General features: G+C 60.6%; 14 protein-coding genes. 2 read left to right on the top strand and 12 right to left on the bottom strand.

Annotated elements, in window-relative coordinates; all coding sequences use genetic code 11:
* Positions 1-12: 12 nt before the first annotated feature.
* The 3 genes from HY29_RS14575 to HY29_RS18630 form a co-directional block, all read right to left on the bottom strand.
* Complete coding sequence (locus HY29_RS14575; RefSeq protein WP_034798219.1) at positions 13-387, bottom strand: hypothetical protein; 375 nt, start codon at positions 385-387, stop codon at positions 13-15.
* Positions 388-480: 93 nt separating this feature from the next.
* On the bottom strand, positions 481-837 hold the full coding sequence (locus tag HY29_RS14570) for a DUF1491 family protein (protein WP_241765226.1): 357 nt from the start codon (positions 835-837) through the stop codon (positions 481-483).
* Between the two features lie 60 nt (positions 838-897).
* Complete coding sequence (locus HY29_RS18630) at positions 898-2,463, bottom strand: sensor histidine kinase (protein WP_051601569.1); 1,566 nt, start codon at positions 2,461-2,463, stop codon at positions 898-900.
* A gap of 191 nt (positions 2,464-2,654) precedes the next feature.
* On the opposite strand from HY29_RS18630, the gene HY29_RS14560 reads away from it, so the two are divergent.
* Together HY29_RS14560 and HY29_RS14555 are read left to right on the top strand one after the other, a co-directional pair.
* Positions 2,655-3,632 (top strand): hypothetical protein, encoded by a 978-nt coding sequence (locus tag HY29_RS14560; RefSeq protein ID WP_034798217.1) that lies wholly within the window; start codon positions 2,655-2,657, stop codon positions 3,630-3,632.
* A gap of 78 nt (positions 3,633-3,710) precedes the next feature.
* Complete coding sequence (locus tag HY29_RS14555) at positions 3,711-4,127, top strand: SufE family protein (RefSeq protein WP_034798429.1); 417 nt, start codon at positions 3,711-3,713, stop codon at positions 4,125-4,127.
* Here the strand turns inward: HY29_RS14555 and HY29_RS14550 are convergent.
* The 9 genes from HY29_RS14550 to HY29_RS14510 all read right to left on the bottom strand — a co-directional run bounded on the left by HY29_RS14550 (position 4,058) and on the right by HY29_RS14510 (position 12,253).
* Positions 4,058-4,768, bottom strand: coding sequence for a hypothetical protein (locus HY29_RS14550; protein WP_034798215.1), 711 nt, complete (start codon positions 4,766-4,768; stop codon positions 4,058-4,060). The genes HY29_RS14555 and HY29_RS14550 overlap by 70 nt on opposite strands.
* The gene (locus HY29_RS14545; RefSeq protein ID WP_051601568.1) at positions 4,769-5,113 is read right to left on the bottom strand and encodes a helix-turn-helix domain-containing protein; all 345 of its coding nucleotides are present in this window, start codon (positions 5,111-5,113) and stop codon (positions 4,769-4,771) included. It lies immediately after the preceding gene.
* 235 nt (positions 5,114-5,348) lie between these two features.
* Positions 5,349-5,837, bottom strand: coding sequence for a PAS domain-containing protein (locus tag HY29_RS14540; protein WP_034798213.1), 489 nt, complete (start codon positions 5,835-5,837; stop codon positions 5,349-5,351).
* Positions 5,838-5,979: 142 nt separating this feature from the next.
* The gene (locus HY29_RS14535) at positions 5,980-6,396 is read right to left on the bottom strand and encodes a Ros/MucR family transcriptional regulator (RefSeq protein WP_034798211.1); all 417 of its coding nucleotides are present in this window, start codon (positions 6,394-6,396) and stop codon (positions 5,980-5,982) included.
* 98 nt (positions 6,397-6,494) lie between these two features.
* The gene (locus HY29_RS14530) at positions 6,495-8,258 is read right to left on the bottom strand and encodes a Na(+)/H(+) antiporter subunit D (protein WP_034798210.1); all 1,764 of its coding nucleotides are present in this window, start codon (positions 8,256-8,258) and stop codon (positions 6,495-6,497) included.
* Positions 8,258-8,704 (bottom strand): hypothetical protein, encoded by a 447-nt coding sequence (locus tag HY29_RS14525; RefSeq protein WP_051601567.1) that lies wholly within the window; start codon positions 8,702-8,704, stop codon positions 8,258-8,260. Before HY29_RS14525 ends, HY29_RS14530 begins: the two co-directional genes overlap by 1 nt.
* Positions 8,701-10,212 (bottom strand): proton-conducting transporter transmembrane domain-containing protein, encoded by a 1,512-nt coding sequence (locus HY29_RS14520; RefSeq protein ID WP_034798208.1) that lies wholly within the window; start codon positions 10,210-10,212, stop codon positions 8,701-8,703. Before HY29_RS14520 ends, HY29_RS14525 begins: the two co-directional genes overlap by 4 nt.
* Positions 10,209-11,741: a monovalent cation/H+ antiporter subunit D family protein gene (locus HY29_RS14515; protein WP_241765225.1), complete on the bottom strand. Its 1,533-nt coding sequence runs from the start codon at positions 11,739-11,741 to the stop codon at positions 10,209-10,211. Before HY29_RS14515 ends, HY29_RS14520 begins: the two co-directional genes overlap by 4 nt.
* A complete protein-coding gene (locus HY29_RS14510) occupies positions 11,738-12,253 on the bottom strand; it encodes a cation:proton antiporter subunit C (RefSeq protein ID WP_034798206.1) in 516 nt (171 codons plus the stop codon). Before HY29_RS14510 ends, HY29_RS14515 begins: the two co-directional genes overlap by 4 nt.
* Positions 12,254-12,256: the final 3 nt, after the last annotated feature.

The following is a 12,256-nucleotide window of genomic DNA, read 5'->3' as shown; positions in this document are numbered from 1 at the left end:
AAGGGCTGTCGCTCAGGCAGCCGCTGGCCAGATCTCACCCATATCCGGGGCCTTGCCTTCCCGGTGGTGGCGTTCTCGCAGCGAGGCCAGGATGGTTTCAGGCAAAATGGTCAGGCGTGGTTCGGAAACCTTGCCGTCAAAGGCCGGAAACAGGGCCGCATTCGCGCCGGTCTTGGAAATGATGAGCGAGCCCAGATCCTGCAGCAGGCTATCTTCCAGCCGGATGCCTTCCTTCACATGCTCGGCCACGACACGGGTTGCAAAGGCCAGCGCCTCGCGCGCCCGCATGCCATAGGGATCACCGCAGCCAAGCGTTTTCCAACATTTGGCAAGGTGCATTTCGGGTATGTCGATCTCGGTGATCTGATCATTCATCAGAAACAGCATGATTGGCGCGCCCCAGCTTTGGTTTTCTACAGGCTGGAAGCTGCCGTCTCACGGTTAACAACGGCTTACCGCCGGTTAAAGAGTTCTGTGAAATTACTGCGACTGCGGGCCTTCCACATCCTCTGTCAGGAAGTGCCGGCCCTGCCGGTCCTCGATCTCGACGACCCAGAGATCCCGGTCGCGCTCACGGGCTTTCTTTACATAGGCATCCACGTCCCGCTCTTCCGGGCCGATGCCCTGCACGATAAGGTCCAGAAAGACACGCTCGCCTTCCATGTTCATGCTGGGCGCATAGACTGCGGCTGTGCCGTCCAGCCGGGCCACCTTGACCAGCACATCGCCGCGATGCTCATCCCCCGCCTGCACGACAAAGGCCGACGCACCGCCAACCTCGACCCGCCGGATCAGCGCATCGACCCATAGCTTTGTGGGCAATCTTTCCATCATCATGGCAGCAGTCCTGTATATTGCGGTGACGAGCATACGCGCCGCCTGCCACAAACAGAACACCTATTCCGCTGCATCCTCCAGCGGCTGGATGTCGGCGGGGTTGGCGCGTGGCAGGCTGACTTCCACTTTCGTGCCCTTGCCGGGCTTGGAGTCGATGGTGACGAGACCGCCATGCAGCTGGGCAAAGGAATGCACCACGGCCAGGCCGAGTCCTGTTCCCTGCTTGCCTTTGGAATTGCTGCCCTGCGCGAAAGGCTCCATCACGCGGCGGACATCTTCCGCGCTCATGCCCGCGCCCTTGTCAGCCACGCTCAGCACGACAGCATTGCCCTCATCGCGCGCATCCAGTGTGACGGTGCCGTCCCGCTCTGAATATTTGAGCGCATTGGAGACAAGGTTCTGCCAGATCTGGCGCACGGCACGCGGGTCTGCCTCGGCCCACACTTCATCGCTCGCCTTCAGCTTCATCTTCACGCCCATGCGGTCAGCCTGGTTTTCCAGCTGGCGCATAATGGACATGGCAGAGGCGGTCAGGTCCACAGGTTCCGGCTCCAGCCGCTGGCGGTCAGCCTCGGCCTTGGCGAGATCCAGAATGTCCTCCACGAGCAGCAAAAGGTCCTGCCCGCTTTCATGGATGATTTCGGGATAGTCCTTGTAGGCATCCGGCATCGGCCCGCGAATGCCGGCGCGCATCATGTCCGCATAGCCGAGAATGGCATTGAGCGGCGTTTTCAGATCATGGCCCAGCGAGGCGAAGAAGGCCGTGCGCCCGCGCAGGCGCTCTTCGGCCTCCTGCAGCGCGGCTTTGGTCTCGGTCGCCTTGGCGTGGGATTCGGTCAGGTCGCGCAGCACCAGGAAGGTACCATTGTCATGCGCCTCGGCCACGAAAGTCGCCTCCCGGCCATTCTTCAGGGTGACATCGCCATGCGTGCGCCCATTGGCCGGCTGCAGCAGGCTCTGCTCGCTGTCATCCTGCAGCAGTGAGGAGAGCAGACCACCGGCGCGGATGCCGCTCAGGCCCAGCATGTCCCCGCTGATTGTGCGGATGCGGCCATATTGGGAAACGTCCAGCAGCATCAGACCGGACTCTTCGGGCACCCGCATGTCGCTGACGGCGGGTGGTTGCTCGGCATCCGCAGGCTGGGCGGCCATGGCTTCGTGTTTCTTCAGATAGACCCAGGCCAGAAGACCGGTCACGACAAGGCCCGCAAACGCCATCAGCATGGCGATCAGTTGATAGCCGCCTTCCGTCACCACAGGCGGCAGCCAGCCGACGCGCACCATCAATGTGGCGGCAACATAGGCCACCGCACCGAACACCGCCGATTCGGCCGCCATCCGGGCATCGCCAAGGTTAAGGGCGACCAGAGGGGCGATGGTAAACAGAATGGTTAAAGGTGACAGCGCTGCGCCGGTTGCGGCAACGCCCATCACCGCCAGCAGACACCAGCTGATGACAAGAAACGGCCCGGTCAGGTCCACCCACCGGTCTGTCTGGTTCAGCACGACAACGCCCGTCACACCGGGGATTGCGGCCAGCGCAAAGCCCGCCAGCATCAGCGAATCAATATCCGCCCGCAACAGCGTGGAAAGGCCCAGAATCACCACCAGGGCCAACCAGACCATGTGGACAAACTGTAATCTCTTTCTCGCCATCATGGCTAATCCGTTAACATCCCGGAGAGATTTATTAGGCATTCTGCCTTGGTCACTCATACTTTGCTGTATTTGTAATGTGCACGACTAGCAAGGCGAGGTTCCCCCGGTGGGGAAGTTCATGCAAGAGTGTCGCGTGTCGCGTGAGGGAGAAGTGAGACATGAAATCCATCAGAATGATCGGTACTGCGATGATCGCTTTGGGCTTGGCCACCGGCGCGTCTGCGCAGGAGGCGGACCCGATTTCGGATTCCGCAGCCATCTATGGCACTTACCAGAGTGAAGTCACGGAAGTGAAGGAAAAACCCTTCAGTTCTGCAGGTGACATCGACAATGCACTCACATCTCTGGGTGGGCACAACCCGGACCAGCTCTCGAAAGGCTGGATCGCGTATTCCGCGCTGATCGCCTCTCAGGATCCGGAATACCGCGCCGCTGTTCGCGACATTGAAAGTTTCTACGGGCGTGATGCCCTGCTGACCGGCATGCAAAACGATGTGCGCTATGCACGTCAGCTAAGCGGCGGCGACAATGCTGTCAGCTCCGCCCTCTCTGCGACAGAGGCCGACAGCCAACGTATCAGCAGTGCAGCTGCCTATGTGAAAGAGCAGGCCTACAGCCTTCAGGGCTCTGGCTGGGCCAAGGCCAAGATCGGCAATTCCGGCGGCCTTGCCACCAAGCTGAACAGCCGGCAAACCATCGGCACCCCGGCCAATACCCAACTGGTCAATGCCTTCAAGGCAACCGACATCGACTCCATCCTGGCCCAGGCGGGCCGCAGCGGCGCCCCATCCCTGTGGGACAATGTCTCAGGCGCAGCTGAAGCCATCCGCTTCCCGGCGGCTGTAACGTCCGGCCTCAACCTGAACAGCAAGAAGCGCGTAAAATTCGGCAAGGAGCCTGTGGCAGACCAGATCGCCACGCTGGCCGCCTATCGCGTGCTTGGCACGACGGCCGCTTCCAGCAGCCAGGTTCATTCCGCGATGGCAGAGCGTGAAACGCGCGGCTGCCTGAACATGGCGAACCTCAACCTGCAGCAATGCGTTGCCGCCGCAAACCAGCAATATGAAGTCCCCTTCTGTATCGGGGAGCACGCCCTGGCCGATGTCGGCCAATGTATCGGCGGCGTGTACCAGTAGTAACTCATCTCTCTCTTGGCCCCCGGCGCTTCGGCTCCGGGGGTTTCTTTTTGTCTTCAGATGCCCCATCTGGCGGTCATGAGTATTACTGCTGCTGCCGATGAAATCCGCGAAGAGTTTTCCTGGCTGGAAGACTGGGAAGCGCGCTATGCGCACATTATTGATCTGGGCAAGGCGAACCCGCCCCTGGAGCCCCATGAACGCACTGAGGAAACCCGCGTGCGCGGCTGTGCCTCTCAGGTCTGGATGGTCACGGACATCGCCGATGGCAAGATGACTGTGCGGGCCGAATCCGACGCCATGATCGTCTCCGGTCTTATCGCCCTGCTGATCCGCATCTATTCCGGCGCAGGGCTGGAGGAGATCACCGCCTTTGACGCCAAGTCCCTGCTGGACGAGATCGGCGTCAGCGGCGCCTTGACCGCTCAGCGCTCGAACGGTCTCGCTTCGATGCTGGAGCGTATCCGCTCGGATGCCGCAGCCGCGCTCTCCTGAATGGGTGACAGATCATAAGCCTCGGCCAAATTCTTCAGCGCTGACAGCGCGCGCGGGCCTGTGGCCTGCTGGCTGATCTGCCAGTGCTCAGCTGCCACGCAGCGGCTCACCCGATCGATCAGCATGTCTTCAAGATCCCGCATCGCAGGCGTGCCAATCTCGCTTTCCAGCAAGGCCATCTGTGCGGCAGGACCGGTCACTGCACGGGCTGGCCCAGCCTTCAGCTGACGGGCACCCGGCCGCGCAGCCCTTGCGAAATCATCCCGGAACCGGCCTGCTGCCGCCCGTAACCTGACCGGCAAGGCACTGCCCGGCAGCGTCTTCGTCACCTCAGCGAACAGGCTCTCCCGGCGATGCAGCGCCGTCGCACGCCCCTGCCGAGGCCGGCGGACATGCGCGCCCTCAAGCCCCGGAAGATCCAGCCCTGCTCCCATCAAACGCTCCGGAAAATCCAGATGCGCTGTCAGACAGCCCTGCTGTTTCAGGCGCGTCACAATATGCGGCGACACCCATCCGATCCTCTGCGTGCGCGTATCCCGCCCGCGATAGACCGCCTGCCCGCCCTGCATCGGCACGATCAGGCCGCCATGCCGCAGCACATTTATCAGGCGGCGTTCCGTCATGTCTCTCAGCCGGGTCATCTACGCCTCCACGCTTGCGCCATCGAGCACAACGACGCTGGACAGCCCGACAGACAATTGCTCGATCCAAAGGTCAAAGTCTGAATCGTCGCGCGCATCCTCGATCAGATTGCACGCATAGGCGACCGTCGTACGGTCCCGGTTGAAAGCCCGCGCCACACGGCTGAGGCTCATCCCCAATGCGGTGCGCAGCAAGTACATCGCGATATGGCGGCCACGCGCCTCGGCGGGCGACCGGCGCTTGTGGCTGAGGATGCCCTCTGTCTTCAGGCCCAGCGCATAGGCCGTTAGCGCGGCGGCCAGATAGGCCCGGTCCTCGTCTTTCTGTGGATCAAATTCCGACACGTCTCTCTCCTGTTTCCGACAGGCACAAGACTACCCGACTTCCGCAGGTGCAGGATAACTTTCCTATCCCCACAAGTTGAAGCCCTATAATCCCTGGGGATTACGCGGATCAGACGTGCCGAGTTTGTGGGATTGGGAGCGGTGTTCGGGATGATCCAAATGCAAAGCGCGCTGCCCGGCAGAGGCAACGCGCTTCAAAAGTCTTCGGTTTTCAGCGGAGCGATCAGCCCGAGCCTCAGGCGGCGGCCAGATCCCCGGGGCCGGCGCTATCCGGCCTTCCCCGCTTTGGGCGGGCGCGTACCAATTCGTCATGGCAGAGCACTTGCGTCAGCTGTCCGTCCGGCCCGGCCAGCGGCAGGCGCAGCCAGGCGTGGAGACGGCCATTGCCCTGATCGATGACTCCGCCAACCGGCGTGCCCCGGTCCAGCGCGGCAGACAGGCCGAGGCTATAGGCTTCGCCATTCTCGCCCAGCACGTCATCAATCCGGCGGCCACGCGCCTCCATACCGAAAATGTCCCGCAGGCGAGACCCGGCAATGCGGAAGCGGCCTTCACCAGCCCGGTTAAATTCAACAATGGAGATACTGGCCAGCATGGCGCGGAAGCGCCCCGGGTCCAGTGATTCGCGGTGAGCGAGGCCTTCCGAATCGCACAGACTGCACCAGTAATCCACCAGCTTCCGCTGGGAATCCGTCACGCCTCTAAAGAGATTCTTTTTGTTCATTGCGAGCACCCCCAGGTGATTCGATAGAATCACCTATCGCGCGAGTGGACTCACGGATCAAGAGTCATGGTGTAATTTTATTAACCATTCCTACCAAATTATTTCATTTCGGGGGTGAAACGAAAAGTATTCGGTCTGAATATTACTCGCGCTCTGCCTTGCCCAGGCCCATTTGCTTGGCAAGCTTTGATCTCTGCTTGGAATAGCCCGGTGCCACCATCGGATAATCGGCCGACAGGCCCCATTTCTCGCGGTATTCCTCTGGCGTCATGTCATATTTGGAACGCAGGTGACGCTTCAGGGATTTGAACTTCTTGCCGTCTTCGAGACAGATCAGGAAATCCTCGCCGATGGATTTGCGTACAGGCACGGCGGGCTTGGGCGCTTCCTTTTCCGGCTCCGGCTCTCCGTTCAGGGATGCCAGAGAGGCATGCACATTCCGGATCAGGCCAGGCAATTCGTCGGATTGTACAGTGTTGTTGCCGACATACGCCGCGACGATTTCCGTCGCCAGTTCAATCAGTTGAACATTCTCAACGCTACCATTCTGGTCAGTCATATTTGCCTCGATAAGGGGGAGCAGGGACAGGCGGTTCTGCCTATCCCAAACGTTTGTAAAGGTACACTCCACTCATGATGAGCTGGTTAAGATCCGTCTCAGCTGGAGGTGATAAAGGCGAGAAGCAGCACAAGACCCAGCAGGATGGCCGTCCAGATGGCCATGGCACTGCCCAGCCTGCCCCGGGCCAGTTCCCCGCGCGGGCTGAACGTGTCCTCGATCCGGTCATAGGCCCGGCCGGTCAGCTTGAAGAAGACCGCTGTCATGGCCGGCCCTGCCTTCTGCCAAATCGTGCCAGCCCAGGTGAACAGGCCATAGCCTGCCTTGCGATACACCCAGTCCGTGTCCAGCACGACGCCAGGCTTCTCTGCCGGATACCAGCCAAGACGCTTCAGCATGACAAAGGCGAAGATGGCCAGAACCAGCAGCTGCATCTGCGTCAGCACGTGGCCCAGCGTGAACGGATTATACGCCATCGCCTCTTCACGATACGGCAGCAGATTGTACAGCCACTCATAGCCAAGCCCCGGAACAATGGCCGGAATGCCAACCGCAATACAGATGAAGGAGGCGAGCCCCATCGCCAGCAGCATGTTGAAGGGCGCTTCCTTCACACGCTTGCCGCTGTCATGGCCGAAGAAGGCAAAGTACGGGATCTTGATGCCGGAGTGCTCCAGCACACCTGCAGACGCGAACAGCAGCATCAACCAGACAACCGTATAGCCTTCATGGCCGACGGCGCTCATGGTCAACGACTTGGCCGCAAAGCCTGAGAAGAGCGGAAAGGCCGAGATGGACATGGCCCCGATGATACAGAACACGGTTGTCCACGGCATGGATTTGTAAAGACCGCCCAGTTCCGACGCCTTGGTCGTGCCCGTGCGGTACAGTACGGCGCCCATGCTCATGAACAGCAGGCCCTTATAGATGATGTGACAGAAGGCGTGCGCGCTTGCGCCATTCAGGGCCAGCGCATCGCCAACACCTGTAGCGCCAAGACCGATCGCACAGATCATGAAGCCGACCTGGTTGTTCAGGGAGTAGGCCAGAACCTTGCGCAGATCATTCTCGATCACAGCGAAGAAGACCGGGAAGACCGTCATCACCGCGCCGATCCAGATCAGCGCGTCATGGCCGGGGAACATGCGGGCAAAGGCATAAACAGCCAGCTTGGTCGTGAAGGCAGACAGCACGACTGCGCCCACAACCGTGGCCTTCGGATAGGAATCCTGCAGCCAGTTGTGAAGGAACGGGAACGCCGCCTTGATGCCCAGTGCAATGAACACAAGGATCGCGCCCGGCTCTTTCAGGCTGGTGAAGGCCTGGATCGAAAGGTCACCGCGCGAATGATAGACATAGGCAATGCCTGCCAGCAGTAGCACACCGGACAGAACCTGAATGGCCAGATAGCGCATGGAGGCGAAATACGCCGCGCGTGTCCCTGCCCGCAGGATCAGGAAGACAGACGTGACGGCCGTCAGTTCCCAGAACACGAACAGGCTCATCATGTCGCCGGAGAAGGTCGCCGCAACAGCTGCGCCAGCATAGGCAATGGCCATGCCGTCTTGCAGCCGGTCATCGGTGTGCCAGGCATAGATTGCATTCAGCAGCGCCGCCAACAGGAACGCCAAGCCAAAGATGAAGCTGAGACTGTCAACACGATAAAAGATGAAATCAATGCCCATCGCCTGCGCGCTGAGATGATTGATGTTCTGATCCGCCAGCGACAACAGCACAATGGCGATGATTGGCGCAGCAATGGTCAGCCCTTGGCGCACACGGCGCATCGGCAGGAACAGGGCTACGATGCCGACAGCAATCAGCAGCCAGCCAGGGTTCAGCATGGAGAGCGGGCCAGTCATCAGTCCTCATCTCCTTCGTAATGATAGGTGCCCTCGGCGGAGGGTTCGACAGGCATGTCGGGGTCAATGTCCACCGGCGGTCCGCCCGGATCCCCGTAATAATCTTCCTTGCGGCGCAACAGGCGGGCCAGCGGCCAGCCCATCAGAACGACGAACGCAAAAGAGCAAAATCCCCACAGCGCGTAAAAGCCGGTCGCATGGGCGATCTCGACATATTCGTGGCGCGGGACACCCAGATCCGCAACGATCAGCACCATACTGAGCACGGCAACGCCCCAGAAGATGAACGTGCCGCTGCGCTTGTTCTCGGTCCAGCCGAACAGGATTTTTGCCACCGGGTGCACGCCCTCTTCCGAAGGTGTGTGCAGACGGTGCGCTGTCTCGGCGGCGCGCTTCACAAAGCGGCCATTGGAGTCACGGGTATCGTTAGGCGTTTCATCGCTCATGGCTGACCTCCCGTAACGATGCTGGTGGATGTCGGGGCTTCAAAGGCCGGGGCCAGAAAATCAGCCATTGGTCCGGCCAGGAAGAAGAGAATGATACACAAGCCCGCCGTGATCATCGGTGCGACAACCGTCGGCAGCGGCGCACCATCCGGCCGCTTGAACGGCTTCGGCTCCGGCGTGCCCGGCGGCGGCATCAGCGCCAGGATCGGGATCGGCAGCAGATAGGCAATGTTCAGCAGAGACGACACGATGAGCACCGGAATGACATACGGAATGCCCGCATCAACCGCGCCCTGCATCAGCTCATACTTCGCCCAGCCGCCGACCATCGGTGGAATACCAATGATGGAGAGAGACGCGATGAAGAAGGCGATGAAGACCAGTGGCATCTTGCGGCCGAGGCCCTTCATGTCGGAAATGTTCGTCAGGCCAGTGGCGACATAAATCGCGCCCGCGCACATGAACAGCGTCATCTTGCCGGCTGCGTGCGCCGCAATCTGCATGGAGCCGCCAAGCCAGCCCGCCTGCGTGGCGATCATGGCACCAAGCGTGACATAGGCCAGCTGCGCGACGGTCGAATAGGCAAGCCGTGCCTTCAGATTGTCTTTCGTCATCGCAATCAGTGACGCCACAATGATGGTAAAGCAGGCGACATAGAGCACAAACTCCCGCCCCGGCACGGTCGACAACATGTCCTCGCCGAAGATGTAGATGGACACCTTCATCACGGTGAACACACCCGCCTTCACAACCGCCACAGCGTGCAACAGCGCGGAGACCGGCGTCGGCGCAACCATGGCGTTGGGAAGCCAGAAATGGAACGGCATCAGTGCCGCCTTCCCGATGCCGAAGGCAAACAGGATCAACAAGGCACTGGCAACGGCCGGCTGAATGTTCTTATCGGCCAGCAGACCGCCGGGCACGAAGTCCAGATTCTGGCCAGCCAGCACCCAGGTCCACATGATGGCCATCAGGAACAGGCCAATGGACGTGCCCAACAGCGTCAGCAGATAGATGCGTGCGCCGCGCTTGGCCGCAGCGTCGCCCTTATGGGCCACCAGCGGATAGGTCGACAGTGTCAACACTTCATAGAACACGAACAATGTGAACAGGTTCGCGGCCATGGCGACGCCCAGTGCGCCGAAAATGGCAATGGCGAAGCAGATATAGAAGCGCGTCTGATTACGCTCCCGGTTCCCGCGCATGTAGCCGATGGAATAGAAGGAGTTCACGATCCACAGGCCACTCGCCACCAGCGCAAACAATGCGCCCAGCGGCTCAACCTTGAAGGCGAAATCCAGCCCGGGTGCCGCCTGGCCAACATAGAGAGATGGCTGCTCGCCCCCAGCCACGACAGAGGCGATCGCAATCACGACACAGAACAGCACGCTCGCGCCGACCAGCGTCACGCTTTCGCGGATGTTCGAGACAGAACCGGTAATCGCGATACCGGCAGCGATGATGAGAGGCAGGCAGAGCGCTGCCCAGATCAGCATGTCAGGGCTCATCGGAAGGCCTCCAGTCCGAAGGCGGCCGCGGCCGCATCACGCGCCAGGCCGAGCGGGAATTCCGTGTTGATACCGAAATAGATGTTCGCCAGTGCCAGAACCCAAAGCGGCACCAGCAACAGGATCGGCGCCTCCTTGCGAGATTTTCGGGGGTTTATCGGCGCCTGGAAGAAGATCGCCTCCAGAATGCGGCCCATATAGATCACCGCCAGGAAGCTGGAGAAGACGACCAGCGCCACGGCCCACCACATGCCCTGCTCGAACAGCGCATACCCAAGCTGCAGCTTGGACTGGAAGCCTGCCGTCAACGGCACACCGATCAGCGACAGCGCCGCGATGGCAAAGCCGGTCATCGTCCATGGGGCTGAGCGGCCAAGGCCTGCAAAGTCCCGAATGGTCGTGCCCTGATAGGTCAGCACCACACCGGCGACGGCCATGAAGAGTGCGCCCTTGATCATGGCGTGGTTCAGCAGATGGAACAGGCCTGCGCTGAGCCCGTCAATCGAGCCGATGGACACGCCGAGGATCATGTAGCCAACCTGTGCGACAGAGGAATAGGCCAATGTCCGGCGGACATCTGTCTGGAAGACGGCCTGGAAGCTACAGGAGATCATCGCCGCAATGCCAAGCGGCATCAGAATGAAGGTAAAGCTCGCCTGCTCGAACGCGAATTCCGGACGGAAGACCGTGAAGAGGAAGCGGATCAACGCATAGAGCGCAACCTTGGTCGCCGTGGCCGACAGGAACATCGTCACGAAGGATGGCGAGTACGAATAGGCATTCGGCAACCAGGAGTGCAGCGGCCACATCGCGGCTTTCAGGCCCAGGCCGATGACGATGAAGGCAAAGCCCGCCTCGACGCTGCGATTGCCGGCCAGTGATGGCAGCTGGGACGCGATGTCCGCAATGTTCAGCGTACCGGTCGCAGCATACAGGAAGCCTATGCCGATGATATAGAAGCTGGCGCCAATTGTACCCATGATCAGATAATTGAACGCGGCCGGCAGCGCACGGCGGTCACGCCCTGCCCCCAGCGCGACCAGCACATAGGTCGAGATGGAAGAGATCTCCAGGAAGACGAACAGGTTGAACGCGTCGCCCGTGATCGCCACGCCGCACAGGCCTGCAAAGCAGACCAGGAAGGCGGAATAGAATAGCGGGTGCTTCTGCTTGTTGATCTCGGCCACAACAGTTGGCCAGGAGAAGATCGTGGCCAGCACACCAATTGCCGACACCAGCAGCAGGATCATCGCGTTCAGCGCATCGACCCGGAACACGATGCCGATGGGCATTGGCCAGTTGCCGATGTCATAGCTGACGACGCCAATCGGAGACGCCTGCACCTGACCCAGCAGGATCAACGCAAAGAACAGGGATGCCGCGGTCGCAAAAACGCTGACCAGCCAAGCGATACGGCCACTCGGCACCAGGGCCAGAACCGGCGCCAGGAACAGCGGCACCATGACCAGCAGCACAGGCGCGTGCAACAGCGCCCAGCGCGGCGCAGCATTCAGCAGGATATCCATCATGCCCGCGCCTCTCTCTCGGCTTTTTCCTGTTCCGCTTCCTGCGCGATAGCGGTCTCCATATCGATGGCTCGCACTTCGTCGCTCTCAATGGTGCCATAGGCTTCCCGGATGCGAACGATCAGGGCGAGGCCGACCGACAGGGTCGCCACACCGACCACGATGGCGGTCAGCATAAGAACGTGGGGAAGCGGGTTGGAATAGGTATTTACAAGGTCTGCGTAGCGCTCACCCGAATTGGCAGCGGTCAGCACGGCGTCCACGGCCGCGTGCGTCTCTTCTGCGCCATGGCCACCGCCATGCCCGCCTTCGATATCCGGGCCGTACAGGATCGGCGCAGTCCCACCGGTCACCTTGCCCAGCGTGACATAGAACAGACAGATCGAGGTCTGGAAGATGGAGACGCCGACAAGGCGCTTGATCAGGTTGCCGGATGCAAAACTGATATACAGGCCGATCATCATCAGGCCGATGATCGCCCAATAGTTTGCGCGGTCGAGAATGAATTCCAGCATGGT

Source organism: Hyphomonas beringensis, assembly GCF_000682755.1.
Lineage (GTDB): Bacteria > Pseudomonadota > Alphaproteobacteria > Caulobacterales > Hyphomonadaceae > Hyphomonas > Hyphomonas beringensis.
The sequence above is the reverse complement of the archived record's forward strand: the minus strand, read 5'-3'. Positions and strand labels throughout refer to the sequence as shown.

Bases quoted from the DNA above. Each gene is read 5' to 3' on its own strand.
- HY29_RS14530 (WP_034798210.1), bottom strand. From the start codon at position 8,258: ATGACTGGCCCGCTCTCCATGCTGAACCCTGGCTGGCTGCTGATTGCT.
- HY29_RS14560 (WP_034798217.1), top strand. From the start codon at position 2,655: ATGAAATCCATCAGAATGATCGGTACTGCGATGATCGCTTTGGGCTTG.
- HY29_RS14550 (WP_034798215.1), bottom strand. From the start codon at position 4,768: ATGACCCGGCTGAGAGACATGACGGAACGCCGCCTGATAAATGTGCTG.
- HY29_RS14575 (WP_034798219.1), bottom strand. From the start codon at position 387: ATGCTGTTTCTGATGAATGATCAGATCACCGAGATCGACATACCCGAA.
- HY29_RS14520 (WP_034798208.1), bottom strand. From the start codon at position 10,212: ATGAGCCCTGACATGCTGATCTGGGCAGCGCTCTGCCTGCCTCTCATC.
- HY29_RS14510 (WP_034798206.1), bottom strand. From the start codon at position 12,253: ATGCTGGAATTCATTCTCGACCGCGCAAACTATTGGGCGATCATCGGC.
- HY29_RS14555 (WP_034798429.1), top strand. From the start codon at position 3,711: ATGAGTATTACTGCTGCTGCCGATGAAATCCGCGAAGAGTTTTCCTGG.
- HY29_RS14515 (WP_241765225.1), bottom strand. From the start codon at position 11,741: ATGATGGATATCCTGCTGAATGCTGCGCCGCGCTGGGCGCTGTTGCAC.
- HY29_RS14570 (WP_241765226.1), bottom strand. From the start codon at position 837: ATGATGATGGAAAGATTGCCCACAAAGCTATGGGTCGATGCGCTGATC.
- HY29_RS14540 (WP_034798213.1), bottom strand. From the start codon at position 5,837: ATGAACAAAAAGAATCTCTTTAGAGGCGTGACGGATTCCCAGCGGAAG.
- HY29_RS14535 (WP_034798211.1), bottom strand. From the start codon at position 6,396: ATGACTGACCAGAATGGTAGCGTTGAGAATGTTCAACTGATTGAACTG.
- HY29_RS18630 (WP_051601569.1), bottom strand. From the start codon at position 2,463: ATGGTCTGGTTGGCCCTGGTGGTGATTCTGGGCCTTTCCACGCTGTTG.
- HY29_RS14525 (WP_051601567.1), bottom strand. From the start codon at position 8,704: ATGAGCGATGAAACGCCTAACGATACCCGTGACTCCAATGGCCGCTTT.